This is a genomic window from Orlajensenia flava (genome assembly GCF_004801905.1).
GTDB lineage: Bacteria > Actinomycetota > Actinomycetes > Actinomycetales > Microbacteriaceae > Orlajensenia > Orlajensenia flava.
The window spans coordinates 71902-95409 of the sequence record NZ_SSSN01000005.1 but is presented as its reverse complement, the minus strand read 5'-3'; the positions used below and the strand labels follow the sequence as shown (position 1 = coordinate 95409).

Below are 23508 nucleotides of genomic sequence, written 5' to 3'. Positions count from 1 at the left end.
AGCGGTCTCATCCTGCGTTCGCACGGCGATCGACCGCATTCAGCGGGCGCGGCGCGGGATGGATCGGTCGAGCAGCACGAACAGCAGCACGATGATGCCGAGACCGACGGTGATCCACGCCATCGAGTGCAGCCCCGCATCGGTGGCACGCTGAGGGAACGAGAACGCGATGAGTGCAGAGGCGAGGATGGCGCCGAGGTAGCTCGACGTCCTGAGAAGACCGGATGCCACCCCGATCTCCCCCGCCGTCGTCTGGTCGTAGAGCGCGGCCTGATTGCTGACCGAGGTCATGCCGAGCACGACGCCGAAGACGAGGCTGAGCCCGATGAGCAGCAGCACGTTGGTCTGCCCGGTCACGAACGTGAGCGCGCCACCGCCGAACGTGACGGCGATCGCACTGGCGATGAGCGGACCGCGCACGAGCGCACGCCGCGACACCAGGGCAGCCCCGATCGCCCCGAGCACCGTCATGGGCAGCATCACCAACCCGCTGACGCTCGCGCTCAACCCCCGCCCCTCCTCCAGCCACTGCACGTAGCCGTAGAGGACCGCGTACGAGACGGTCTGCGTCAGCATGGCCCGCGCGTACGTGCGCAGCAGCGGCCCGTTGCGCGCGAGCGATCGGACATCGATGAACGGATGCCGCGCCCGCAGTTCCCACGCGACCATCAGGGCGGCCGCGAGCGCGATCACACCGAGCAGCCACCAGGTCGGCGAGCGCAGATCCTGCAGGAAGAGGATGAGCGCCACGACCGTGGCCGCGAACAGCACGACCCCCAGCGGATCGATCGCGCTCGTGAGCTCCCTCGCACGCTGCGCCCCGACCCGGTCGGACGGAACCATGACGTCCTTCGGTATCCACAGCAGCGTCATGACGATGCCGGCGAGGCCGAGCGGGATGTTGACCGCGAACACGGCACGCCAGTCCCACACGCCCACCAGGACGCCGCCGAGCGGGAGTCCGAGTGCCGAGGTGACCTGGGCGGCGATGGACATCGTCCCCAGCACGGCGCCCGGGATGCCGGTGCCCAACCGGTCAGCGCGGTGGCGGATGAGCGACATCGCCGTCGGATAGCCCGCGGAGGTGCCGATGCCGATGAGCACCCGCGAGACGATCAGCCACTCGAAGCTCGGTGCGAGCGTGCCGACCACTCCCGCGACCGTCACGATGCCCATTCCGATGAGGAAGATGCGGCGAGCCCCGAAGGATACGGCGAGCTTGCCCATGGTCGGCTGTGCAACCGCGCTGGCCACGTAGACCGCCACGACGAGGGTCGCCGTCTGCGCCGCGGTGACTCCGAAGGCGTGTGCGATCGCGACCAGCGACGTGGCGATGATGGACGAGTTGACCGGGTTGAGTGCTGCTCCCCACATCAACGGCGCGACGAAGCGCACGGGGAAGGCGCGTCTCCCGTCACCCCGCGGAGGCACTGGCGTCACCGACGAGTCCACCGCGATCAGCGGGGGGCGCGCGCCCCGAGCAGCGCGACGATCTCCGCAGTCGAGCCGGTCTGGCCGAGCGCGGGGAAGATGCGGAGAACGCTGTTGTCGTGGGCGTCGGGGTTGCTGTCGGTCATCGCGTCGGTGGCGAGCGCGACGTTGTAGCCGAGTTCGTGGGCGGACCGCGCCGTCGATTCGACACCCTTGCTCGTGGAGATGCCGGCCAGAACGACCTGCGTCACGCCGAGCGCCCTGAGCGTCTCGTCGAGGTCGGTGCCGGTGAACGCGCCCCACGTGCGCTTCACGACGACCATGCCCCGACCCTGGAGCTCGGGCGCGAGCGCGTCCCAGCCGGCAGGACGCGGCGCCGTGCGCGGAGGATGCTCGGTGCGGCCGGGCGCACCGCCTGAGACTGTTACGGTCACGACGGGCAGGTCACGTCGCTCGAAGGCATCGACGAGGTCGAGGGCACGCGCGAGCACGTCGCCCGCGGGATGGACCGTCGGCAGGGCGAGGACACCAGCCTGCAGGTCGATGATGACGAGCGCCGTGCGCGGGTCGAGGGTCGTGATGGTCATGCGGGTCCTCGGTTCAACGGATTCGGGATGAGGGACGGTCGGAGCGTCCGCGATCAGGACGGTTCGAGCAGCCGCTGGAGCAAGGCGACGGCCGCATCCAGCTGGCGGAGCTCGCCGTCGGTCAGTCGCTCGTCCAGGGCGTGGGCCAACCAGTCGCGCTTGGCCACCCGACCGGTCTCGATGGCCTTTCGACCGGTATCCGTCATGGCGACCACCATGGCGCGACCGTCGTCAGGGGCCGCGCTGCGATCGATGTACCCCATCGCCTCGAGACTCGCGACGGTGGCGCTCATCGACTGCGGCCTCACCTCGTGCGCTCGAGCGAGCTCGGAGGTGGTGGCTGGCCCGGCCGAAAGGAGGTGACGGATGACGGCCGCCTGCGAAGGCGTGATCGACTCGGTGCCCGCTTCGGTTCGCAGGCGGCGATTCAGCCGGGAAACTACAGAGCTGAGGGCGGAGGACAGATCCTGAAGGTCGACAGACGGGGTGGCCACGGCTCGATCGTAGCTCATATACACAGTCAACCTGTACAGTTGGACTGTATTCATGCAGGGTGGCTGAGGAACTGTTGCGTGACCCGGGCTCGCGTCAACCCCTTTCCCGGCGTCGTCGAACGGGATTGGGTGGGTGAGAATCGATCAGGGGAAGGAGACCGCGATGACGGTCACGACTCTCCTCGTTGAACGCGATCGGTACCGGCTGGAGGACGACGTCGACGTCGACGCCCTCAAGGACGAGCTGGTCGACGCCGTGCGGACGGGCGGGGACTTCGTGCACGTGCGTGCCCTGAACCAGCCCGACACGGTGCTGCTCATCACGCCCAAGACGGCTGTCCGACTCGAGTCGCTGCCGCGCGACGAGTACAGCGACTGGGACGGCGAGGCGTTCGTGTGGACCGGTGTCGGCTTCAGCGACGAGTCCGCCCTCTCGTAACGAGGCTCGCGAGGTGCGCCTCGCCGACCTCAGACCGTGGCGGTCAACTCGGCCGGCATCCGGTCGGCGACGACCTCGAGACCGTTCGCCGAGTTCGAATGCAGCGCCAAGCTCTCCAGCCATTGCCGATCGATGAGTGGTGCGCCAGAAGTGTCGAAGGCGAAGCGCAACGGAATCGACTGATTCATCCAGAGGACGTTACGGGCGTCGCCATCACCGTCGACGACCGTGAGGGCGAAGTTCTCGCCGCGACGGAGCTTGCCGACGACCACGATCTGCAGATGCGCGAGCACTCGGTCATCGAACCTGATCGAAGCGCCCTCGGCGCCATAGGTGAGGGTTCCCATGATTTCTTCCCACTGCGTAGGGGCAAGGTCTGGGCCCTAGTGACATCATCATATGACGGGGACGAGCTATATCGTCCCCCGATCACGACGAACTTGCTACGAGAATTCACAGGACAGAACTCATGCCCGACAATCGCGAACAGCAGCTGGTGGACACCTTCCTGTCGCTGGCCGACAGCCTGACCGAACACTTCGACGTCGTCGACGTCCTCGACACCCTGGCAGAGCGGTGCGCCGCTCTTCTGGAGGCGACTGGTGTCGGAATGCTCATCGAGAACGCGCGCGGCTCGCTCGAGGTGGTCGCGGCCAGCGGCCACAGGAGCGAGCTGCTCGAGATCATGCAGCTCGCCTTCGATCAGGGGCCGTGCATCGAGGCCTACCACTCCGGGAATGTGGTGCTCATCGAGGACATCCAGGACATCGCCGACCAGTGGCCGAAGTTCGCGGCGGCCGCCAAGTCGCTGGGCTTCCGGTCGGTGTATGCGATGCCGATGCGCCTGCGCGACACCACGATCGGGTCCCTCAACATGTTCCGGATGACGACCGGTCCGGTCGACCCGGCGGATGCCGCGGTCGCGCGCGCGTTCACCGAGGTGGCGACCATCACCATCCTCCAGCAGCGCTCCCTGACCGAGGCCGCCGTCGTGCGCGAGCAGCTCGAGACCGCCCTCGCCAGTCGCATCGTCATCGAGCAGGCCAAGGGCATCATCGCCTCGACCCACGGCGTCGACATGGAGGCGGCGTTCGCTTACATCCGCAACCGCGCTCGCAGCACGAAGACGGCGCTCAGCGATGTGGCCCGCGCGATCGTGGACGAGGCTGCGCCGCTGCAGCGTGCCGAGACCGAGGCCGCGCGGGGCTGACCGCCGCCGGCGCCCCGGGAGTCACAGCTCGACGAGAACTCCCCTCACCGAACCGTCGCGGCGGTACGCCAGGGCGGTCACCAATGGGCCGTGCGGCGGCAGCCACTCGCTGAAGGCCACGTCGTGCGCATCGGCGGGCACGACGGATGCGCTGAAGCGTTCCCCCTCCCGCTCGGTCGCGACGGGAACACCGTCGACATGCACGTCCACGCGCTCCGCGGCGGACCGCCCCATGATCTCGACTGTTCCGTCGGCTGCGACCGTCGCCTCGAGGACGAGCTCCTCGCCCAGGTCGCCGCTGCCGGCCGACGGGATGGATGAATCCCCGGAACCACCCCTCGCGTCGGTCGCCGCACCCTCCGCGCCACCGGTGGAGTCCGGCAGCGCCGGTGTGCGCGGTGGAGCCGAGCGTCGCCGACCCGATCCCTCGAAGGCGCCGGCGTAAGCGATCAACGCGTTGTCGTCCCAGCCGCGTCCGGCGAAGGTGAGCCCGACGGGCATGCCGATGTCGGACATGGTCCCCATCGGCACCGTCACGGTGGGGATCCCGAGGTGACGGATGGCGAGATTGCCGTTGGCGACCCACGTGCCGTTCCGCCAGGTGAGGTCGGCCGACTCCTCGTCCACGTCGGTGTCCGCGGGGCCGACATCCGCCACCGCCGGGAACACGACCGCGTCGAGGCCGAGGCCGTCCATCCACTCCTCCAGGTCGACGCGACGGGTGCGCTCGAGACCGGCGAGGCCCTCGGCGATCGTGGGGATGGCGTCGAAGGAGCTCACACCGTCCGCCCCAGCGCGGCTGACGTACTCGCCGAGGTCGAAGTCGAAGTCGCCGTACCGGTCAGGGATCGATCCGGCTGGGATCGGGAAGATGCGGGTCCCGTCGACGTCAGCGAGCGCATGGAGGTTCGGGTCGCCGTTGGCGGCGAGGAACTCATTCCACGCCCACATCGACAGGTCGACGATCTCGCGCTCCGCGAACTCCTTGGGAACGAATCCGCGGTCCGCCATGGTCTGCGCGCCGGGTCGATCGCGCTCGTAATTGGACACCACCGGGAAGTCGACCTCGACCACCTCGGCTCCGAGCGCCTCGAGGTCGCGGCGGGCGGCCTCCCACAGCGCGATGACCGACTCGCGCGTCGGGATCGGCTGGCCGGTCGGGCCGCCGATGCCCCCCGATCCGTCGACGCCGTCATCCGCGTTGATGTACATCCGCGGGACGCCGAGGCGACGCGCGCGCAGAGCGTCGGGATCGCGGAGCGCGGTGTACCGTTCCGGACGCACCGTCGAGGCGGCCGGGATGGGAACCCACGACTGGGCACGCCATAGGTCGCCGCGCGTCTCGGGGTCGTCGGCGACGATGACGTCGAGCACGGCGAGCAGGTCGTCGACCGACCGGGTGTGCGGCACGACGACATCCATCGTGGGAACGAGCGGCCAGTTGCCGCGCACCGAGATGACGCCGCGGGACGGCGTATACGCGACGAGCGCGTTATTGGATGCCGGAGCACGCCCGCTCGACCAGGTCTCCTCCCCGAGTCCGAAGGCGGCGAAGCTCGCAGCGGTCGCCGTGCCCGAGCCGTTGGAGGATCCCGAGCCGAATGCCGCCGTCAGGAACTCCGCGTTGTACGGGCTCTCGGCCCGGCCGTAGAGGCCGCGCTGCATGCCGCCGTTGGCCATCGGGGGCATGTTGGTCAACCCGATGCACACCGCGCCGCAGGCGCGCAGCCGCCCGACGGTGAACGCGTCATCCTGGGCGACCAGGTCGGCGAAGGCGGGGGAGCCCGACGCGACGGTCAGTCCGCGCACCTGGTAGCTGTCCTTCGCGGTGTACGGGATGCCGTCGAGCGGGCCGAGCGCACGGCCTCCGGCGCGGCGCTCATCGCTCGCGCGCGCCTCGGCGAACATCTCGGGGTTGAGCACGACCAGTGCGTTCAGGCGGATTCCGCTGCGGTCGTACCGAGCGATGCGGTCCAGATAGGCGGCGACGAGCTCGACGCTCGTGGTGCGGCCCCCTTCGAGCGCCATCCGCAGGTCGTCGATCGACGCCTCGACGACGTCGATCACGCCACGACCTCGTCGGCTTCGAGCGCGAGCGCGTCGGCGACCTCGGCGCGGAGGGCGCTGGGCTGCTGCTGGGTGATGCAGTGGATGCCGCCGCCCCGGGCGAGGATCGGTCGCGCGTCGACCGTCACCACCGAGCGGCCGTAGGCATCGGCGAGGATGCCGGCTGCGCGGTCGTCCGCCGCCGGCTCGCCGTAGCCGCACGCGAGCACTCCGCCGTTGACCACGAGGTGGTTGGCGTAGTTCCAGTCGACGAAGCCCTCGTGGTCGCGCACGGTCTCGGGGGCCGGGAGTTCGATGACGTCGAACGGGCGACCCGCGGCATCCGTCGCCTCGTCGACGACGGCGCGCAGCTGGCGGGTGACGGAGTAGTCGGGGTGAGACGGGTCGTTCTGGGCGTGCATCAGCAGCACGCCGGGTGCCGCGAACGCGGCGACCATGTCGACGTGCCCGCGCGTGCCCGGGCTGAGGTAGTCGCGCGTGAGGCCGCGGGGGAGCCAGATGACCTTCGTCGCGCCGATGGTGCGGGCGAGCTCGCGCTCGACGAGCGCCTTGGTGGCGTATGGATTACGGAACGGATCGAGCTGCACGGTGTCGGTGACGATGACCGTCCCCTCGCCATCCACGTGGATGCCGCCGCCCTCGTTGACGAGCATCGAGCCGAGCACGCTCGCGCCGGCCGCCTCGCCGACTAGGGTGCCGATCTCGCGGTCGTTCTCCCAGGTCGCCCAGGCGTTGGCGCCCCATCCGTTGAACACCCAGTCGACCGCGCCGAGCGCGCCGGTGTCACCGTCGACGACGAAGGATGGCCCGATGTCGCGCATCCAGAAGTCGTCGAGGGGCGCCTCGACCTGGTCGATCTCGCCCGAAAGCAGCCGCGCGGCGTGCGCCCGGGCGCTCGGGTCGACGACGATCGTGACCGGCTCGAACTCGGCCGCGACGTTGGCGACGTTCGCCCAGGCCTGGCGGGCGAGCTCGGCGTCCTCCGCGTCATCCCCGAGGGTGTACCCGTCGCGCGGAAAGGCCATCCAGACGCGGTCCTGCGGGGCGAACTCCGCGGGCATACTCCAGCTCATGCTGCAACCTCCGTTGCGTCGGTGGTGGCGGATGCCGGAGCATCCACCGTCAGTGCGGTCGGTCGGGCCGTCACCTCACGGTAGGGCCTGGTGGTGAACCAGAGCAGCGCGTACACGCCACCGGCCACAACCGGTCCGGCGATCGCGGAGAGGTCCGCGCCCGAGAGGGCCTGTGCGATGGGACCCTCGTAGAGCGTCGTGTTGGCCATCAGCACGGCCAGCGTCGACGCGATCACCATGGCCATGACACCCGGCCAGTAGATGCCCGCGCGGTACCAGAACGGGCTCGTCGGGCTCTGGTCCTCGAGGGCGAGCCCGTCGTAGCGGTTGCGGCGCACCAGGATGTCGACCGCGTAGACGGCGACGAGCGGACCGAGGACCGTGACGCTGAGCTCGAGGGCGGAATTGAAGGTGTCGAGGAAGTTCGGGGCGATGAAGAGCGGGTAGGCAGCGATGGCGGTGGCGACGAGGCCCGTGATGACGACGGTCCACGCCCGCGGGGTGCGGCCGAGCCGACCACCGAGGGCTTGGAAGTAGAGGCCGGTCGAATAGGCGCACAACACGTTGTTGGTGATGCTGCCGAGCACGATGACGAACAGGAACACCGGGTAGAACCAGGCCGGCACGATCTGCGCGAGCGAGAGCTGCGGGTCGGTCATGTCGACGGCTGTACCCGCGAACACCCCGAGTGCGGCGATGAGCACGGCGGGCAGGAATCCGCCGAGCGCCGTCCACCCCATCACGGCCCTCTTCGACACGGATGCGGGCAGGTAGCGCGCGTAGTCGGCGCCCGTTCCCCACGACAGCGGATTCGCGGCGACGACGGCGAATCCGAGGATGAGGGCTCCCCAGTGATCGCCGCCCGAGAGCGGAGCCGGCGTGTAGTCGAAGTGCGCGGCCTGCATGACGAAGACGCCGAGCAGCACGAAGCAGACGGCGAGCGCGATGGTGAAGATGGGACTGAGCTTGATGATCGTCGCGTGCCCGTAGACGCTGATGCCGAAGCTCAGGGCAGCGACCACGACGAGCACGCCCCACTCGCCACCCGGTGGCAGTCCGATGCCGAGGTGCGCGAGCAGCGCGATCGTGGCGAGGGTGGCGAAGGCGATGTTGATCACCTCGAAGAAGATGCCGATCACCACACCGAGGCCGGCCCCGAACACCCGGTTGCCGCGGACGCCGAACATCGCGCGCATGATCGTCACGCTCGGGGTCCCGGATGCCGGCCCGCTGACGGCCAGCCAGCCGACGGCGATCCACCAGAGGTTGCCCAGGACGGTGACGGCCAGTGCCTCCCAGATGCCCAGGCCGAGCAGAACGAGTACCCCGCCGATGACGAAGTAGAGGTAGACGACGTTCGCTGACAGCCACACCCAGAACAGCTCGCGCGGCTTGCCGTGGCGCTCGTCGGCCGGGATGTGATCGGTGCCTCGCACCTCGACGTGGCCGGCGGCATCCGTGCGGATCTCCGGCAGCCCCTCGGCACTGGCGGGTGCCTGCGATGCGGCGACGCTCATGATCTCTCCCGACTCTGGGTTATTGATCACATGATCAATAAGATGGGGAGACGTTACATACACTGGGGGCACGATGTCAACACCCGACCGTAGACGGGCCGCGCGACTCTCGCCCGACGAGCGCTCCGCAACGCTGCGCGCGACCGCGCGCGAAGTGGCCCTCGAGGGCGGACTGCCGGCCGTCACCCTGCGCGGGGTCGCGTCGCGCGCCGGTGTCGCCCCTGCTCTCGTCGCGCACTACGAGCCGAGTATGGACGCACTGGTGGCGCGCACGTTCTCGGTGATCACACTCGACGAGATCGACGAGGTGTTCGCGCTGGTCGCGACCGAACCCTCCCCAACGGGCCGGCTCCGGGCGCTCATCGCCACGTTGCTCGACGATGGGCGCGACGACGTGACGGCGGTGTGGGCGGATGCGTGGAGCATGGGTCGTCGAAATGCCGCCCTCGCGGAGGCGGTGCGCGAGGTGATGGACCGCTGGCAGGCGGCCGTGGTCGACGTCGTGCGCGACGGATGCGACGCCGGCGAGTTCACGGCCGAGGACGCCGAACTGGTCGCGTGGCAGTTCCTCGGCATGATCGACGGCGTGAACTCGCACGCGCTCGTGCATTACGGTGGCGCGCGCGACCGCGGGCGGCTGGTCTACCGGGCGATGGAGAACGAGCTCGGCCTGCCGACGGGCGCGCTCGGCTGACGCGCACGCCGGTGCGAGGGTCTCGGCCAACGGACGACCTCAATCGTCGGGATCGTCCTCGTTCCGCGCTCGGATGCGCTTGCCCAGGTCGACGACCGCCACCACGAAGGCGATCGCGAGGAACAGGGCGACCGACAGCATCCCGTAGCCGTATGCGTGGTGGAACTGGCCGAGCTGACTCTCGCTCTTCGGTTGCGCGGCGAGCGTCGAGTAGAACAGCGAAAGTGCTACGGCGGAGCCGATCGCCGTACCGATGCGCTGACCGAGCTGGCCGACCGACCCGGCGAGGCCTCCCTGTCGCACCGGGATGTCGTTGAGCGTCAGCGTCTGGTTCGGGGAGACGACGAGACCGCCCCCGATGCCCGCGACGAACATCGCCGCCGCCATCGCCCACGGAGTCCACTCCGGCGGCGTCAACAGCGCAGCGCACACGAGGAGACCAGCACCGACGAGCACGAAGCTCAGGCCGAACACCACCAGAGCGCGGCCGTATCGCTGCACCAGCACCCCGCCGCGCCAGGACGAGAAGGCACTCGTGAGCGCGAACCCGATGGTCACCATGCCGGCGAAGACCGGTGGCAGGCCCAGCCCCTGCTGCAGGTAAAGCGTGGTGAGCAGGAACGCGGACGGGAGGGCGGCGAAGTAGACCGTGACGAGCAGCGTCCCGTTGCGGTACGACGAGATGGAGAACAGCGAGAGCGGCACGAGCGGGTCGCGCCCGGTCGCCGCGTAACGACGCTCCCACGCGATGAATCCGGCAAGCGCGAGAACGAAGACGACCAGCAGCCACCAGCGCGCCGGATCGTCGGAGCCCGACCCCGTCGTGAACAGGAACGGCCACATCAGCGCGATGACCGTCACGGCGAAGATCAGCACACCGACGCCGTCGAGCTGCGCCGCCCGTTTCGACTTGGTGCGCGTCTGTGGAATCAGCCACACCGAGAGCACGATGGCGATCACCCCGAGCGGGAGGTTCATCCAGAAGATGGCGCGCCAGCCATCCGTCGCTCCGCCGATGGCGATGAGCAGGCCGCCGATGGTGGGGCCGAACGCCGTGGCGATGCCGATCATGGCCCCGAACAGGCCGAACGCCTTCGCGCGTTCCTTGCCTTGGAACAACTCCTGGATGAGCCCGAGCACCTGGGGCATCTGGATGCCGGCGCCGACGCCCTGGATGAGCCGCGCGATCAGCAGCACCGTGCTGCTCGGCGCGATCGCGCACGCGACGCTCGCGAGGGTGAAGATGCTGAGGCCGACGACGAAGAACACCTTGCGCGAACGGATGTCGCCGAGCCGACCGGACGGAACGAGCGCCAGTCCGAAGGTGAGCACGTAACCCGACACGATGAACTGCAACTCCGTCGAGGTGGCGTCGAAGCCCTTCTCGATCGAGGGCAGGGCGACGTTCACCTTGGAGAGGTCGAGGATGGTGAGGCCCGCGACGGCCACGCACACCCAATACGCCCGCCAGCGCGCCTGATGGCTGATCGGAATCGATCGGGTTCCCAGCGCGTCGGTCGTCATCTCTTCCACACTATGACTGTCAGTGGGCGATAGCGGGTCCTTGCCAGGGGCGGGAACGTTTGGAACACCGTGCCCACCCGGGTCGAAATTAGCTAACATGGTTAGCGATTGGGAGGAATCATGACCGCCACTGCAGCACCGGCTCGCTCGACGCTCGCGTCAGACGTCACCCGCCAGATCGTCGTCGCGGTCAGCGCCGGGATCGCCGTCGTCGGCTCGTTCATCGGGTCGGGCGCCGCGGGCGGCACGCCCATCCAGGAGGCATCGGGCGGGGCGCTCGCCGCCGACGCCACCTTGATCGCGCCCGGCACCGGGGCGTTCTCGATCTGGTCGGTCATCTACCTCGGGTTGCTGGTCTACGCGGTCTGGCAGTTCCTTCCCAGTCAACGATCGGCCGAGCGCCAACGCTCGATCGGCTACTGGGTCGCGGCATCACTGCTGCTCAACGCGGCGTGGATCCTCAGCGTTCAGTTCAACGCGTTGGCCCTCAGCGTCCCCGTCATCGTCGCCCTGCTCGTCGTGCTCATCGTGGCGTTCGTGCGCGCCCGAGCGACCGAGCCGTCGAGTCGGGTCGATGCCGTCATCACCGATGGGACCATCGGGCTCTACCTCGGTTGGGTATGCGTCGCGACCGCGGCCAACATCACGGCGGCGCTGAAGGCGGCCGGCTTCAACGGATGGGGCATCGCACCCGAGGTGTGGGCCGTCGTCATCATCGCGGTGGCCGGCTTGGTCGGAGTGCTGCTCGCCGTGTTCTTCGAGGGACGGATCGCTCCGACTCTCTCACTCTGCTGGGGACTGGCCTGGGTCGCGGTGGCGCGCCTCGCCGATCAACCCCAGTCGGCACCCACCGCGATCGCCGCCATCGTGGCCGTCGTCGCGATCATCGTCGTGACAGCCGTCGCGCGACTGCGGTACGTCGCCACGGAACCTCCTATCGCCTGACCTCCGCTACCTGTCGCATCTCCCGCCTGACTCAGACCGGATACCCGTCGACCTCGCGCCACTCGGCGTGGCAGCCGCGGCACTCCCGCGTCGGCCCTTCCGCCTCGAAGATGTGGCCGCCGAAGATGACGAACCCGGCATCCGCCGCGTCGAACAGGTCGACGTCGGGCAGACCGTAGATGACCTGCACCGTGCTGCCTGAACCGCACTCGGGGCACGCGTAGGGAAGGGGTGCTGAGAGTGTCTGGATCGTGTGGCTGCTCATGGGAGAAACGGTAGAACCACCCGCCGACATCGGTCGGACCACGGCGGGCGTGGCGTGTTGCAGGCGCGGGCCCGACGGCATCCGTCGACTTAGGGTGGACGCATGATCGAGGCCAGCACATCCGTTCGACCCGACATCGCCGAGCGCCTGGCCCGCATGGTGCGCGTGCCGACCGTCTCGGCCGAGCGCGACATCCGCGGCGTTGAACCCTTCGACAAGTTCCGAGCCCTGTTGCGCGAGCTGTACCCGCGTGTTCACGACGAGCTGACCCTCGAGGTCTTCGCCGAAGTCGGGCTGTTGTTCCGTTGGACGGGCCGGCGCTCCGACGAGCCCGTCATGCTGATGGCGCACTGGGATGTCGTGCCGGTCGACGAGACCGACCCGTGGACCCACCCGCCGTTCTCCGGCACCATCGCCGGCGGCAGCGTCTGGGGTCGCGGAACGCTCGACGACAAGGGGCAGCTGTGCGTTTTGCTGGACGCCGTGGAGAATCTGCTCGCGGCAGGATTCCAGCCCGAGCGCGACGTCTACCTCAGCCTGGGCGGCGACGAGGAGAGCCACGGCAAAGGCGCGCAGGCGACGGCAGCCGTGGTGTGCGAGCGCGGCATCCGTCCCTGGCTGGTGCTCGACGAGGGCGGAGCGGTGACGGATGCGCCGCTGCCCATCGTGCCGCTGCCCGCGGCGATGGTCGGCGTCGCCGAGAAGGGCGTGCTCACCCTGCGACTCGATGCCCGTGGCGCGGGCGGCCACGCCTCCGCTCCGGGCAGGGAGCTCGCCACCACCCGCATCGCGCGAGCCGTCCGGCGGCTGCAGCGGCATCCGTTCCCCGCGCGCCTGTCGACGTCGGCCCGTGCCATGTTCTCCCATTTCGCCGAGCACACCGAGGGTCGGCCGCGGCGCATCACCCGAGCGCTCGCCGCCGTTCCACCCGTCACCGCGCGCGTCCTCGCCGCCCTCGGCGGGGAGCCGGCCGCCATGGTGCGCACCACCGTCGCTGTCACGATGCTCGCCGGAGGGACGGCCTCGAACGTGCTGCCGTCGCAGGCGTCGGCCACCCTCAACGTGCGCCTTGCGCCCGGCGACTCCATCGCGAACGCGGTGGCGAGCATCCGTCGGGTCATCCGCGACCCGCAGGTCTCGGTCTCCGTCGTCGAAGGCACGGAGGCGTCGCCCGAATCGGCGACCGACAACGCGCAGTGGGCCCTCATCCGCTCCGCCGTGTCGGAGACGTACCCCGAGGCCGTCACGGTGCCCTACGTACAGATGTCGGCGACCGACTCGCGGTACTACCACGTGTTCTCGCCGGCCACCTATCGCTTCGCCCCGCTGCTCATGACGCAGCGGCAACGCGACGCGATCCACGGGGTGGACGAGTTCGTGACCATCGACAGCCTCGAGCGCGGCGAGCGCTTCTATCGACACCTCATCCGCTCGATACCGGCCTGACGCGCCGGGTGCCTTATGGTGTGATCCTGCACTGAAGCAAGGAGAGTGGATGAGCCGCGCCATCAAGCTCGGACCAGTCGCCGGAGTCGTCGGATTCCTCGCCGTCGTCGAACTGACCAGCGGCATCCTGCAGGGCTACTACGTGCCCCTCCTCACCGACATCGCGCGGCACCTGGGCATCCACGACGCTGACGTCAACTGGTTCGAGGGCGCACAGCTGATGGTCTCGGCGCTCGTCATCCCCGCGTTCGCCAAGCTCGGCGACATGGTGGGCCACAAGCGCATGCTCGTCGTCTCGATGGGACTCACCGCCGTCGCTGCGCTCGCCCTGCCGTTCACCGACAGCTTCTGGGTGTACCTCATCGCGTGGGCGCTGATGGGCTTCTACAGCGTCTGGCTGCCGCTCGAGATCGCGCTGGTGTTCTCGCGGTCGCGCACGACGGATGCCCCAGCCGCGGTGACCCGACGTGCCGCCGGGCTGCTCGTAGCCGCACTCGAGATCGGCGCCATCGCCGGCGCGCTGGTGGCCGGACAACTTGTGGACAGCATGGACCTGAGGTGGGTGCTCATCCTGCCCGGCATCGCCGTCGCGATCTGCTTGTTCGTCGTGCTGTTCGGCGTGAAGGAGTCGCCCGATCTCGCCGGCGGACGCTTCGACACCGGCGGGCTCGTGCTGGTCTCGCTCGCGCTGCTGGCACTCACGGGCGGCTTGAGCTTCCTGCGCATCAACGGCCCCGGCGACGTGCTGTCGTGGGCGGTCGTCGTGGTGGGAGTGCTGCTGTTCATCCCCTTCAGCCGGTACGAGCTGCGGCAGGCCGATCCGCTCATCGACGTGCGCATGTTCCGCTCCGCGGCGCTCTGGCCGGTCTTCCTCACCGCGGGCCTGTTCGGCGTGAGCGTGCTCGGCGCGCAGGCTCCGCTCTCGACGTTCGCGCGCACGGACGCGTCCTCCTACGGATACGGGCTCTCGGCGACGAGCGGGCAGACATCCGTGCTCATCGGCGCCTACCTGCTCTCGCTCATCGTCGGGGCGCTGCTGTTCCCCGTCGCGACGCGATTCGTGACACCCCGCATCGCCCTGATCGGGGCGAGCCTGCTGGTGGCCGTGGGCTACCTGCTGTTCGTCCCGCTGCACGACGGGTACGGGCAGGTGCTGGCCAACATGGTCATCGCCGGTCTCGGCTCCGGCGCCTTGGTCGCTGCTCTGCCATCCGCCGCCGCTGCGGCCGCCCCCGCGCACCAGACCGGTGTGGCCACGGGACTGACCAACTCGGTCAAGACGGTGGGCGGCGCGATCGCGTCGTGCGTGTTCGGCATCGCGCTGCTCTCGCGGGTGGGCGACGCGGCCGGCTCCTCAACGGGGACGGCCGGCTCGCTCAGCGGCTACATGACGGTGTGGATCGTCTGCGGCGTCACCGCTCTCGTCGCCGCCGTCTGCCTGGTGTTCGTGCCGAAGCTTGCCTTCCAGGACGCCCGCGTGGAGGAGCCCATCGTCGTATGAGGCTGGTCCCGCTCGCCGCCGTCTGAGTGGGAGGACGGCGGGCGACGTGCGTCAGTAGTTCAGACGCTCCTGCTCCAGACGCGACAGGTCGACGTTCTTGACCATGCGCATGCGCTGCTCGCGGGTGCGTCGGTAGCGGGAGTCGAGGGCCGAGGCCGGTCGCTGCAGGTCGAGCTTGGCCGAGATCTCTGCGGCCACGTCGTGCCAGGCGTCCTCCCGCGCCTGCGAGATGAACGCGGGAAGGGTCTCGGCGTCGCGGCTTCGGCGTACGAGTTCGGCCGCCACCGCGCGACTGGTGGCCTCCCGCAGTTCGAGATTCTCGACGTCCGCCTCGTGGTAGTCGTGCATCGAGTCACCACGTCCGGCCTTCTCGGCCGCTTCACGCCGCTCGTCGACGGCCAGGTCGGCTCCCGCCGTCATCTGCTCGGCGATGGTCGTGAGCACGTCGCGTGCGTCGTCGACGAAGTCCACCTCCTCGAAGTCGTCGCCCTCGCCCAGAACGGCCACGAGGATGCGGTTCTTCAGCGCCATCCGCGCTGAATATTCCGCCATGAGAATGCCTTCCTCGATGGCGTCGGATTCAAGGATGGGTTCGGGCGTTGACAGGGCCTTACGGTCGAACGGCTTCATGCGGGACCGACGCTCGGGGTCGCGCTTACGGAACAGACCCATCCGTCCTCCCTTCAGCACCATCGACGACCACCATCGAGCGTAGCGGGAGGGGATGTCGGTGGCTGGGGATAGTGTCTGAGCACGACCACGGATGCGGCGGGAGGGCTGCTGGCATGTTCCTGCTCGACGACACCGTCGTCACCAGCGCGAGTGACCTCACGACGGCCTCGAAGTGCGAGTTCGCCTTCCTCCGACGGCTCGACGCCAAGCTCGGGCGCATCGATGCGGTCCCCGACGCCGCGGATGCGATGCTCGAGCGCACCGCGCGCCTCGGCGACCGGCACGAGGACCGCGTGCTGGCCGACTATCGCGAGCGGTTCGGTGCGGGCGTGGTCGAGATCGCTCGTCCGCACCCGCTCGTCGTCGAGGACCTTCGGTACGCCACCGAGGCGACGCGGGCCGCCTTCGCAGGCGGCGCCGACGTCGTGTTCCAGGCCACCTTCTTCGACGGCGCGTTCCTGGGCTACGCCGACTTCATCGTGCGGCGGCCGGATGGGCGCTACCAGGTGCAGGACACCAAGCTCGCCCGCCGCGCACGCGTCACCGCGCTCATGCAGGTGGTCGCTTACGTCGACCAGCTCGAGGCGATCGGAGTGCCGGTCGACGAGACGGTCCAGCTGCTGCTGGGCGACGGGAGCGTGAGCGAGCATCGGGTCGATGACATCCGTCCGGTCTCCGCGAAGCGCCGGGAGCGACTGCTGCGCATCGTCGACGAGCGGGTAGCGGCCTCCGGCCCGGTCGAGTGGGGCGACCCGCGGTATACCGTCTGCGGACGCTGCGAGACCTGCTCAGCCGAAGTCGACGCCCATCGAGACGTGCTGCTGGTGGCCGGCATGCGAGTGCTCCAGCGCGACGCGCTGCACCGGGCCGGCATCGACACGATCGACCAGCTCGCCTCGCTGCAGTTGCCAGCCGGCGGCGAGTCCCCCGTGCCCGGAATGGCCAGGGCGACCGCCGAGACGTTCGCCGTCCAAGCACGCCTGCAGGTTGCCGCGGAACACGACGCCGAAGCCGCACGAGCTGAGGCCGCGTCACGCGGAGCGGATCCGGACTCGGTCCACCTCGCCCCTCCCGTCGAGGTGCGGGACGCGCGAGCGCTCACGGCCATCCCCCCGCCCGACGTCGGCGACCTGTTCTTCGACTTCGAAGGCGACCCGCTCTACACCGAGGGGGCCGGCGTGAGCTGGGGCCTCGACTACCTCTTCGGCGTACTCGACACCGACGACCAGTTCACCACGTTCTGGGCGCACAGCTTCGCTGAAGAGCGCGTCGCGCTCGAGCGCTTCCTCGATTTCGTCGAGGAGCGGCGCGCGGCCCATCCCGACCTGCACATCTACCACTACGCGAGCTACGAGCGCACTCACCTGCTGTCGATCGCCGCCCGCCATGGCGCCGCAGAGGCGCGGGTCGATCAGCTGCTCGTCGACGGGGTGCTCATCGACCTGTACCCGGTGGTGAAGCGTGCGCTCCTGGTCGGCAGTCGCTCGTACTCCATCAAGAAGCTCGAACCGCTCTACATGGGCGATGAACTGCGCTCCGGCGTCACCAATGCGGCCGACTCGATCATCGAGTACGTCCGCTCGCGCGAGCTCGCCGACACCGGCGACGCCGCGGGGGCGCAGGACATCCTCGATGCCATCGCCGATTACAACCGCTACGACGTCGTCTCCACCCTGCGCCTGCGCGACTGGCTGCTGTCGCTGGCGGCCGAGGCCGGCCTCGAGCCGGCGCCGCGCCCGCCACGTACCGGTCAGGAGTACGCCCAGTCGCCGCTCGCGATCGAGCTGGCGCACCTGGCGGGGTCCGGCGACGCGTCGGTCGACCATCGCAGCCCCGACCAGGCAGCGTTGGCTCTGGCATCCGCTGCCGTGGACTACTACCAACGAGAGCGCAAGAGCTTCTGGTGGGGGCATTACTACCGACTCGAGCAGCCGGTGCGTGAGTGGGAGGACACCCGCGACGTACTCGTGGTCGACGAGTCGGTCAGCGGGGTGGACACCCGCTGGTACGTACCGGATGGCTCACGCAACGAGCGCCGCGAGATCACGCTGCGGGGCCGATTCGGGCCGGGCACCCGTCTCAGCGCGAACTCCGACGTCTTCCTCCTGTACGAACCGGATGGCGAGGTGGAAGACGGCAGGGCTGAGCCCGGCCATCGCGTCGCACGCGGCGCCCGCATCATGGAGGTCCTCGACGACGGGGTGCGCATCCTCGAGGTGTTGCCGGGCAGTGCCGCGCCTCACCGGGCTCTCCCGACCGCCGTCGTTCCCGGGGCGCCACCCAAGACGACCGCCCTCGAGGCGTCCATCGCCGAATGGGGCGACCGGGTCGCTCGAACACAGCCCGTCTGGCCGTCCGATGCGATGAGCGACATCCTCCGCCGACGTCCGCCTCGCTCCGCACGCGGCGAACTCGTCGACCCCCTCGGCAGCAGCATGGAGACGGCGGTGGTCGCGAGCTTGCTCGACCTCGACGACTCCTACATCGCCGTGCAGGGGCCGCCGGGAACCGGCAAGACCTATCTCGCTTCGCACGTCATGGCCCGTCTGGTGAATGATCACCGCTGGAGAATCGGCGTCGTCGCGCAGTCCCACTCCGTCGTCGAGAACCTGCTGGACCGGTTGCCGGATGCCGGCCTCGATCCGGCCCTCGTCGGGAAGTCGCTCAAGAACGGTGACACGGCTCAGCACAACTTCACCCAGCTTCAGGGCAAGGATGCGGTCGGTCGGTTCGCCGTCGATCACCTCGCGACGGGCTTCGTCGTCGGTGGCACCGCCTGGGATTTCGCACACTCCACGCGCTTCCCGCGCCGCAGCCTCGACCTCCTCGTCGTCGACGAAGCTGGCCAGTTCTCGCTCGCATCCACCCTCGCCGCCAGTGCGAGTGCGCGCAACCTGCTGCTCCTCGGCGATCCCCAACAGCTCCCCCAGGTGAGCCAAGGCACCCACCCCGAGCCGATCGACCACTCCGCCCTCGGCTGGGTCGCCGACGGACACGACGTGCTGCCACCCACGTTCGGCTACTTCCTCGCCGAGAGTCGACGGCTGCATCCCGCGCTCGCCGCTCCCGTGTCGCACCTCTCGTATGCCGGTGCGCTCCGCTCGCACCCCTGCGCGGCCGAACGCGCCCTGGATGGCGTCTCCCCCGGCCTTCACCCGGTGCCGGTGCAGCACAACGGCAACTCGACAGCCTCACCCGAGGAGGCGTCGACGGTGGTCGAGCTGGTGCGATCGCTGGTCGGCACTCGGTGGCGCGAGGCCCCTGACGGGGAGTCTCGCCCCATCGCTCCGAACGACATCATCGTCGTCACGCCCTACAACGCCCAGTTGGTGCTGGTGCACGAGCAACTGACCCGGGCCGGCTTCGGCGACGTCCCCGTGGGCACGGTCGACAAGTTCCAGGGGCGCGAGGCCGTCATCGCCATCGTCTCGCTCGCTGCGTCGTCGGCATCCGATGTTCCGCGCGGCATGGAATTCCTCATCATGAGGAACCGACTGAACGTCGCCGTCTCACGGGCCCAGTGGGCGGCTTACCTGGTCCACTCGCCGGAGCTCACCGAGTACCTCCCCCACACCCCGAGCGGGGTGGCCGACCTCAGCGCCTTCATCCGGCTCGTCGAGAGCTGACCGAACCGCCCAGCGCGGACCGTCGGCCGGACGAGCGCTTCCCGGCCGGACGAGCGCCGACCGGCGGGCCGAGATCCGAACGGCTCGGTGAGCTCCGGCCGATACGGCGGATGCTCAGACAACCGAACCTAGGCTGGAATGATGACTGCCGAGAACTTCGACCGCATCACCATGTTCGGCGCCGACTGGTGCCGCGACTGCATCCGCTCCAAGGCGCTGCTCGAACGCCTGGGCGTCGAGTACGACTACATCGACCTGGAGCGGGTCGAGGACGGCGCGGACCGCGCCAAGGCGATCAGTGGACGGACGCAGATACCCGTCGTGGTCTTCCCCGACGGCGACCACTTCGTCGAGCCGACGGATGCGCAGCTGCGCGACAAGCTCGAGGGCATCGCGGCCTGACGCCGACTGCTCGACCGGCGAGCCCGTCAGGACGCCGCGAGCTTCGCCACCGCCGCCTCGACGCGTCGCTGACGAGTCTCGTCGGTCTTGGCCGACTCGACCGAGGTGACGTGCGCCTTCTTCGCGCTCGGTGACAGGCGATCGTAGGCCTCCTGCGCCACGGGGACGGCCGCGAGCGCGGCGGCGAGATCGTCGGGCACCTCGACGGTGCGCGGTTCGGTGTCGAGTTCGATGTCGACCTCGATGGCGTCGCCTCCAGCGATTCCGGTATCTGCCCGCTTGTCCGAGCTGAACGGGATGAGGTGTCGACCGCCCATTACTGCCGCCGTGCTGCGGTAGGTGTAGCCGTTGACCGTGACGGTGACCGCCGGCCTCTTGCCGCCGCCCAAGGAATCGATCACCTCGGGAGGTACCTCGATGCCGGTGTTGTTGCCCATCTGCGACATCGTCGTTGAGAAATGCATGATCTCAGTCTTACCGCCTGCTACCGACGTGTCACGCCCGAACCACATCCGCGAGGGGGCGGCCACACGCGCACGGAATAGGTCGATCTATCGCCACGTTCCTTTCTTGTGATGGCTTCTCCGCTCCGCCTCTCCGTCCTCGACCTGATTCCCGTGCGCTCGGGCCAGTCCAGCGCCCAGGCGATGTCGGCGTCCGTCGCCCTCGCTCGCCTCGCCGATCGCCTCGGCTACGAGCGTTACTGGTTCGCTGAGCACCACAACATGCCGGCGGTCGCCTCGACCACCCCTCCGGTGCTCATCGCATCCGTTGCCGCGCAGACGGACCGCATCCGCGTCGGCTCCGGCGGCGTGATGCTCCCGAACCACGCACCCCTCGTCGTGGCCGAGCAGTTCGCCGCCCTCGAGGCCCTGGCACCCGGCCGTATCGACCTCGGCATCGGTCGCGCGCCGGGCAGCGATCCGGTCATCACCCAATTGCTGCGCATCACCGGACCCACCGCCGACGTCGATCGCTTCCCCGACCACATCGGCGACATTCTCGCGTTGCTGCATCCGGGTGGGGCTGCGCTGCGGATGACGAGCGGCAACGAGTACACCGTTCACGCGACACCCTCGGCGGGCGGGGTTCCGACCCTGTGGCTGCTGGGCTCGAGCGACTACTCGGCGCAGCTCGCCGCCCAGCTCGGACTGCCCTACGTGTTCGCGTACCACTTCTCGGGCGACGGAATCGAGCGGGCACTCGAGCTCTACCGCACCGGCTACCAGCCCAGCGAACAGCATCCGACCCCTCAGACGTTCCTGACCCTCAACGCCTCGGTCGCGCCAACGGAGGACGAGGCGCTGTCACGTGCGCTGCCGCAGATGCGCGCGATGGCCCGGATGCGCACCGGCCGTCCGCTGACCGCCCTCGAGAGCGTCGATGCGAGCGCGTCGGCGCCGACCGACACCGCCGTCACCGGGCTGGTCGAGGCGATGCGTCGCCGCTGGGTGATCGGCTCGCCGGATGCAGCAGCCGACGCGATCCGGGACCTGTCGACGCGCTACGGCGTTGACGAGGTGATGATCTCGCCCATCTCGGGGTCCCGCGAGGATGAGCCGTTCGATAGCACGCCCGGCCGCGAACAGACCTTGGAGTTGATGGCTGGCGCTCTGCTCACCGATTCGGCGTCGAGCCGCGAACTGAGCGCCTCACGGCCGTAATCCTCAAGCCCCGCGCGGAGCCTACTGCGCCGGCTGCACCGACATGAGGTCGACCGACGCATCCGTGCACGGTTTGTACGCGGTGGTGGCGACGAAGACGGCGTCGTAGGAGTGCGGTGGGTAGATGCGCAACCCGTCGGCCGTCTCGGTGCCGCAGGTGTCGTAATTGCCCGCCTGAGTGATGTGGAGTGGACTCTGCACGGAATCACCCGGTTTGAGTTCGTGGAAAGTGATCGCCACACTGGCGTCCCGGCTGGCAGGCGCACCGATCTGGGTGCCGTTGCCACCGCCCACGAACGAGACGCCGGGGTAGCCCTCGATCTGACACGTGCGGCCGCCGGTGTTCTTGAAGATGATCGGCACCACCGTCGTTCCCGCCCCGCTGTCCGGCGCACCGAGCTGGATGGATAGCTCGTTGACCGTGCACGTCTGAGCCCCCGGGGCGTCCGTGGGAGCGGGAGACGAGGTCGGAGTCGGCCTCCCGGACGGAGACGGTGACGGCGAGGCGGTGGGAGATGAGGTGGGAGCGACCCCGCCTGCCGGCCTCAGGAACACGAACAGGAGAACGCCGACGAGCGCCAGGGCCAGCACGATGGCCACCACCACGAGCACGATCTTGCTGGTGTCTCGCTGCGGCGGCTGTTCTGTGGATGAGTCGACCATTCCTCGATGATGGCAGGCCTACCGCAGGTGTTCGGTGCGGCAGGCCGACTATCGCGTCACCTGGACTTCCCGAGGCCTGCGCGGCGTCAGGGATCGAGGCGTCGCCGTCGAAGGCTCATCAACACCAGGCCGAGCAGGACGAGAGCCAGAGCCGACCCGACCGGCAGACTGGGGTCGACGCCCGAGTGCGCGAGCCCCCCACTACCCCCGCCGCCAGCGTCGGGCGGTACGGGCACGGCCACGCCTGTCACCGTCGCTGACGCCTCGACCACGCCCGGCGTGACCGGAGGTGTGCTCGTGGTCACGGACGCCGTGTTGACGAAGGTGCCCACGTCGTCGACGATGGCGTCCACCTCGATCGTCGAGGTCCCGTTCACCTCGAGCGTGCCGATCGCGCACGTCACGTCCCGCCCGGCAATCGCGCATCCTGTTCCGCGGACGGCAGTCGGCCGCACGCCCGACGGGAACGAGTCGGTGTGGACGACATCCGCTGCGGCTGCCGGCCCGAGGTTGCCGACGACGATCGTGTACGTCACTGCGCCACCTACCGGAACAGATGCCTGCGACACGGCCTTCGTGATCGTGAGTTGGGCGGGCAGCGCGTCGACCTGCACCTCCGCGTTAGCAGTATTGTTCGCCAGCACCGGATCGAATGGGAATTGAGAGGTGCGATCAGAAATCGCCGTGTTGGTCACGCGGCCCGGCGAGTTGGCTGTGGCGACGATGCTCAGCTGCAGCGTTCCTGCGGCGGGCGCCGGGAGCGTTGCCGGATCAATGTCGCCGATCGTCCATACCCCTGTTGCCGGGTCGTATTTGCCCACGGACGGTGTGGCGCTGTCGAAAGTGAACTCCGGCGGCAGCAGATCCTTGACACTCACGGCGGTGGCTGGGTCGGGTCCGAGGTTCGACACGCCGATGGTGAAGGTCACCGGGTCACCAACGAACACGGCGGGCTTGTCGACCACCTTCGTGACGGCGATGTCGGCTGCCGGGATGAACAGGTCGGCATACGACACATTGTTAGTGGTGTCCGGATCGGGGGTGGACGAGTTCACGACGACGACATTGCGGAACCAGCCATACCTCTGGTCCAGAAGGACGGTTACCTGCAGCGTCACGCTGGCGCCGGACGCGAGGTTCCCTATCGTCCAGATGCGCGTGGCAATGTCGAAGCTCGTGCCCGGGGATGTGGTCACGTCGACCAGATCCGCAGGAATCAGGTTCGAGTCGAACGCCTCCACACCGGTCGCATCGTTGGGTCCGTTGTTCGTGACGACGACCGAGTAGA

20 protein-coding genes and 2 pseudogenes are annotated in these 23508 nt (G+C 69.0%); 9 read left to right on the top strand and 13 right to left on the bottom strand.

Features of this window, described 5'->3' with window-relative positions; translation table 11 throughout:
- Window positions 1-39: 39 nt before the first annotated feature.
- Genes E6C70_RS08185 through E6C70_RS08175 form a run of 3 tightly spaced genes read right to left on the bottom strand, consistent with a single transcriptional unit; the run spans window position 40 to window position 2530 of the window.
- Window positions 40-1440, bottom strand: coding sequence for an MFS transporter (locus tag E6C70_RS08185; RefSeq protein ID WP_207670065.1), 1401 nt, complete (start codon window positions 1438-1440; stop codon window positions 40-42).
- Between the two features lie 17 nt (window positions 1441-1457).
- On the bottom strand, window positions 1458-2018 hold the full coding sequence (locus tag E6C70_RS08180) for an isochorismatase family protein (RefSeq protein ID WP_136424063.1): 561 nt from the start codon (window positions 2016-2018) through the stop codon (window positions 1458-1460).
- 53 nt (window positions 2019-2071) lie between these two features.
- A complete protein-coding gene (locus E6C70_RS08175; RefSeq protein WP_168770885.1) occupies window positions 2072-2530 on the bottom strand; it encodes a MarR family winged helix-turn-helix transcriptional regulator in 459 nt (152 codons plus the stop codon).
- 145 nt (window positions 2531-2675) lie between these two features.
- Here E6C70_RS08175 and E6C70_RS08170 point away from each other — a divergent pair, with 145 nt between their 5' ends.
- The gene (locus tag E6C70_RS08170; RefSeq protein ID WP_136424061.1) at window positions 2676-2951 is read left to right on the top strand and encodes a hypothetical protein; all 276 of its coding nucleotides are present in this window, start codon (window positions 2676-2678) and stop codon (window positions 2949-2951) included.
- Window positions 2952-2980: 29 nt separating this feature from the next.
- On the opposite strand, the gene E6C70_RS08165 is transcribed toward E6C70_RS08170, so the two are convergent.
- Window positions 2981-3298, bottom strand: a complete 318-nt coding sequence (locus E6C70_RS08165; RefSeq protein WP_136424060.1) for a DUF7882 family protein — start codon at window positions 3296-3298, stop codon at window positions 2981-2983.
- 122 nt (window positions 3299-3420) lie between these two features.
- Here E6C70_RS08165 and E6C70_RS08160 point away from each other — a divergent pair, with 122 nt between their 5' ends.
- Entirely contained in the window at window positions 3421-4161 is a 741-nt protein-coding gene (locus tag E6C70_RS08160) for a GAF and ANTAR domain-containing protein (RefSeq protein WP_136424059.1), read from the top strand.
- A gap of 381 nt (window positions 4162-4542) precedes the next feature.
- On the opposite strand, the pseudogene E6C70_RS08155 reads toward E6C70_RS08160, so the two are convergent.
- From E6C70_RS08155 to E6C70_RS08145, 3 genes and pseudogenes are all read right to left on the bottom strand, one after another.
- Window positions 4543-6189 (bottom strand): annotated as a pseudogene (locus tag E6C70_RS08155) (amidase); the annotation flags it as partial.
- Window positions 6190-6224: 35 nt separating this feature from the next.
- On the bottom strand, window positions 6225-7301 hold the full coding sequence (locus E6C70_RS16840; RefSeq protein ID WP_136424057.1) for an agmatine deiminase family protein: 1077 nt from the start codon (window positions 7299-7301) through the stop codon (window positions 6225-6227).
- The gene (locus tag E6C70_RS08145) at window positions 7298-8818 is read right to left on the bottom strand and encodes a purine-cytosine permease family protein (RefSeq protein WP_136424056.1); all 1521 of its coding nucleotides are present in this window, start codon (window positions 8816-8818) and stop codon (window positions 7298-7300) included. The genes E6C70_RS16840 and E6C70_RS08145 overlap by 4 nt, the downstream gene beginning before the upstream one ends.
- A 73-nt stretch (window positions 8819-8891) precedes the next feature.
- Between E6C70_RS08145 and E6C70_RS08140 the strand changes: the two genes are divergently transcribed.
- The gene (locus E6C70_RS08140; RefSeq protein ID WP_136424055.1) at window positions 8892-9512 is read left to right on the top strand and encodes a TetR family transcriptional regulator C-terminal domain-containing protein; all 621 of its coding nucleotides are present in this window, start codon (window positions 8892-8894) and stop codon (window positions 9510-9512) included.
- A gap of 39 nt (window positions 9513-9551) precedes the next feature.
- On the opposite strand, the gene E6C70_RS08135 is transcribed toward E6C70_RS08140, so the two are convergent.
- Window positions 9552-11036, bottom strand: a complete 1485-nt coding sequence (locus E6C70_RS08135) for an MFS transporter (RefSeq protein ID WP_136424054.1) — start codon at window positions 11034-11036, stop codon at window positions 9552-9554.
- Between the two features lie 120 nt (window positions 11037-11156).
- Between E6C70_RS08135 and E6C70_RS08130 the strand changes: the two genes are divergently transcribed.
- The gene (locus E6C70_RS08130; RefSeq protein WP_136424053.1) at window positions 11157-11981 is read left to right on the top strand and encodes a TspO-related membrane protein; all 825 of its coding nucleotides are present in this window, start codon (window positions 11157-11159) and stop codon (window positions 11979-11981) included.
- Between the two features lie 31 nt (window positions 11982-12012).
- Here E6C70_RS08130 and E6C70_RS08125 read toward each other — a convergent pair whose 3' ends face one another.
- Window positions 12013-12246, bottom strand: coding sequence for a hypothetical protein (locus E6C70_RS08125; protein WP_136424052.1), 234 nt, complete (start codon window positions 12244-12246; stop codon window positions 12013-12015).
- A gap of 102 nt (window positions 12247-12348) precedes the next feature.
- Between E6C70_RS08125 and E6C70_RS08120 the strand changes: the two genes are divergently transcribed.
- Window positions 12349-13692: a M20/M25/M40 family metallo-hydrolase gene (locus E6C70_RS08120; RefSeq protein ID WP_136424051.1), complete on the top strand. Its 1344-nt coding sequence runs from the start codon at window positions 12349-12351 to the stop codon at window positions 13690-13692.
- Between the two features lie 49 nt (window positions 13693-13741).
- Window positions 13742-15193 carry an MFS transporter gene (locus tag E6C70_RS08115; RefSeq protein WP_136424050.1) on the top strand — a complete coding sequence of 484 codons (1452 nt, stop codon included), beginning with the start codon at window positions 13742-13744 and terminating at the stop codon, window positions 15191-15193.
- 51 nt (window positions 15194-15244) lie between these two features.
- On the opposite strand, the gene E6C70_RS08110 is transcribed toward E6C70_RS08115, so the two are convergent.
- Window positions 15245-15865, bottom strand: a complete 621-nt coding sequence (locus E6C70_RS08110; protein WP_136424049.1) for an asparagine synthase — start codon at window positions 15863-15865, stop codon at window positions 15245-15247.
- Window positions 15866-15978: 113 nt separating this feature from the next.
- On the opposite strand from E6C70_RS08110, the gene E6C70_RS08105 reads away from it, so the two are divergent.
- Entirely contained in the window at window positions 15979-19491 is a 3513-nt protein-coding gene (locus E6C70_RS08105) for a TM0106 family RecB-like putative nuclease (RefSeq protein ID WP_136424376.1), read from the top strand.
- 141 nt (window positions 19492-19632) lie between these two features.
- On the top strand, window positions 19633-19893 hold the full coding sequence (locus E6C70_RS08100) for a glutaredoxin family protein (protein WP_136424048.1): 261 nt from the start codon (window positions 19633-19635) through the stop codon (window positions 19891-19893).
- Window positions 19894-19919: 26 nt separating this feature from the next.
- On the opposite strand, the gene E6C70_RS08095 is transcribed toward E6C70_RS08100, so the two are convergent.
- Window positions 19920-20357 (bottom strand): YdeI/OmpD-associated family protein, encoded by a 438-nt coding sequence (locus tag E6C70_RS08095; RefSeq protein WP_136424047.1) that lies wholly within the window; start codon window positions 20355-20357, stop codon window positions 19920-19922.
- Window positions 20358-20468: 111 nt separating this feature from the next.
- On the opposite strand from E6C70_RS08095, the gene E6C70_RS08090 reads away from it, so the two are divergent.
- Window positions 20469-21557 carry an LLM class flavin-dependent oxidoreductase gene (locus tag E6C70_RS08090; RefSeq protein ID WP_136424046.1) on the top strand — a complete coding sequence of 363 codons (1089 nt, stop codon included), beginning with the start codon at window positions 20469-20471 and terminating at the stop codon, window positions 21555-21557.
- A 21-nt stretch (window positions 21558-21578) separates the two neighbouring features.
- On the opposite strand, the gene E6C70_RS08085 is transcribed toward E6C70_RS08090, so the two are convergent.
- A complete protein-coding gene (locus E6C70_RS08085; protein ID WP_136424045.1) occupies window positions 21579-22220 on the bottom strand; it encodes a DUF4232 domain-containing protein in 642 nt (213 codons plus the stop codon).
- An 86-nt stretch (window positions 22221-22306) separates the two neighbouring features.
- Window positions 22307-23500: pseudogene (locus tag E6C70_RS17295) on the bottom strand (DUF11 domain-containing protein); the annotation flags it as partial.
- Window positions 23501-23508 lie beyond the last annotated feature (8 nt).

Bases quoted from the DNA above. Each gene is read 5' to 3' on its own strand.
- E6C70_RS08170 (WP_136424061.1), top strand. From the start codon at position 2,676: ATGACGGTCACGACTCTCCTCGTTGAACGCGATCGGTACCGGCTGGAG.
- E6C70_RS08180 (WP_136424063.1), bottom strand. From the start codon at position 2,018: ATGACCATCACGACCCTCGACCCGCGCACGGCGCTCGTCATCATCGAC.
- E6C70_RS08140 (WP_136424055.1), top strand. From the start codon at position 8,892: ATGTCAACACCCGACCGTAGACGGGCCGCGCGACTCTCGCCCGACGAG.
- E6C70_RS08135 (WP_136424054.1), bottom strand. From the start codon at position 11,036: ATGACGACCGACGCGCTGGGAACCCGATCGATTCCGATCAGCCATCAG.
- E6C70_RS08175 (WP_168770885.1), bottom strand. From the start codon at position 2,530: ATGAGCTACGATCGAGCCGTGGCCACCCCGTCTGTCGACCTTCAGGAT.
- E6C70_RS08125 (WP_136424052.1), bottom strand. From the start codon at position 12,246: ATGAGCAGCCACACGATCCAGACACTCTCAGCACCCCTTCCCTACGCG.
- E6C70_RS08090 (WP_136424046.1), top strand. From the start codon at position 20,469: ATGGCTTCTCCGCTCCGCCTCTCCGTCCTCGACCTGATTCCCGTGCGC.
- E6C70_RS08100 (WP_136424048.1), top strand. From the start codon at position 19,633: ATGACTGCCGAGAACTTCGACCGCATCACCATGTTCGGCGCCGACTGG.
- E6C70_RS08130 (WP_136424053.1), top strand. From the start codon at position 11,157: ATGACCGCCACTGCAGCACCGGCTCGCTCGACGCTCGCGTCAGACGTC.
- E6C70_RS08095 (WP_136424047.1), bottom strand. From the start codon at position 20,357: ATGCATTTCTCAACGACGATGTCGCAGATGGGCAACAACACCGGCATC.
- E6C70_RS08145 (WP_136424056.1), bottom strand. From the start codon at position 8,818: ATGAGCGTCGCCGCATCGCAGGCACCCGCCAGTGCCGAGGGGCTGCCG.
- E6C70_RS08085 (WP_136424045.1), bottom strand. From the start codon at position 22,220: ATGGTCGACTCATCCACAGAACAGCCGCCGCAGCGAGACACCAGCAAG.
- E6C70_RS08160 (WP_136424059.1), top strand. From the start codon at position 3,421: ATGCCCGACAATCGCGAACAGCAGCTGGTGGACACCTTCCTGTCGCTG.
- E6C70_RS08105 (WP_136424376.1), top strand. From the start codon at position 15,979: ATGTTCCTGCTCGACGACACCGTCGTCACCAGCGCGAGTGACCTCACG.
- E6C70_RS08110 (WP_136424049.1), bottom strand. From the start codon at position 15,865: ATGGGTCTGTTCCGTAAGCGCGACCCCGAGCGTCGGTCCCGCATGAAG.
- E6C70_RS08115 (WP_136424050.1), top strand. From the start codon at position 13,742: ATGAGCCGCGCCATCAAGCTCGGACCAGTCGCCGGAGTCGTCGGATTC.
- E6C70_RS08165 (WP_136424060.1), bottom strand. From the start codon at position 3,298: ATGGGAACCCTCACCTATGGCGCCGAGGGCGCTTCGATCAGGTTCGAT.
- E6C70_RS16840 (WP_136424057.1), bottom strand. From the start codon at position 7,301: ATGAGCTGGAGTATGCCCGCGGAGTTCGCCCCGCAGGACCGCGTCTGG.
- E6C70_RS08120 (WP_136424051.1), top strand. From the start codon at position 12,349: ATGATCGAGGCCAGCACATCCGTTCGACCCGACATCGCCGAGCGCCTG.